The sequence below is a fragment of the Granulicatella sp. 20925_1_28 genome (assembly GCF_041433575.1).
In the GTDB taxonomy this organism is placed as follows: domain Bacteria; phylum Bacillota; class Bacilli; order Lactobacillales; family Aerococcaceae; genus Granulicatella.
Window position 1 is genome coordinate 1 of record NZ_JAPWBS010000038.1, and the last position, 736, is coordinate 736.

The 736-nt window shown below is 31.1% G+C and carries 1 protein-coding gene; it reads left to right on the forward strand.

The window, feature by feature from the left end; genetic code table 11:
- A partial coding sequence (locus O3793_RS08900; protein WP_371446976.1) for an IS3 family transposase occupies positions 1-736 on the forward strand: 736 nt, incomplete at both ends.

The following is a 736-nucleotide window of genomic DNA, read 5'->3' on the forward strand; positions in this document are numbered from 1 at the left end:
GTAGAGCTGGCTATTATAAATGGTTAAATCGTGTCCCTTCGGAATCTGAAAAACGACTACGTCGTTTAATGGAATTAATACACGAAGTATATGAATCTGTTCAAGGTATATATGGATATCGTCGTATCACAATCTATTTAAACTATTATAGAAATGCAAAAGTGAATCATAAATGTATTCAGCGTCTTATGAAACTAATGGGATTAAAGGCAGTTATACGAAAAAAACGTTATCGTTATAAATCGAACACTGAAGAATACACTGCAGCTAATATTTTAAATCGAGAATTTAAGAAAGAATATGAACCAATGGCTCTACTATTAACGGATATCACTGAATTGAAGTATGGAAAGGGAGACAAAGCTTATTTAAGTGCTGTTTTAGATTATGGCACAAAGAAAATAGTTGCATATCAAATATCTAAGCAAAACAATAATCAAATCGTTAAAGATACTTTTAATCAAATAAAAAGGAAGATAATTCCCACAAAAACAATGATTCATAGTGATCGAGGATTCCAATATACTTCTCATTTCTTTAAGCACTTTATAGAGAAAGGACAAATAACACATAGTATGTCCCGTCCTGGAAGATGTATCGATAATGGACCAATGGAATCATTCTGGGGAACATTAAAGGAAGAAGCATATCGTTTATATCATTTCAAAACCTATGAATCTCTTTTCAAGAAAGTTGAGGAGTATATCCAGTTCTATAATAAGAAAAGAATTACTTT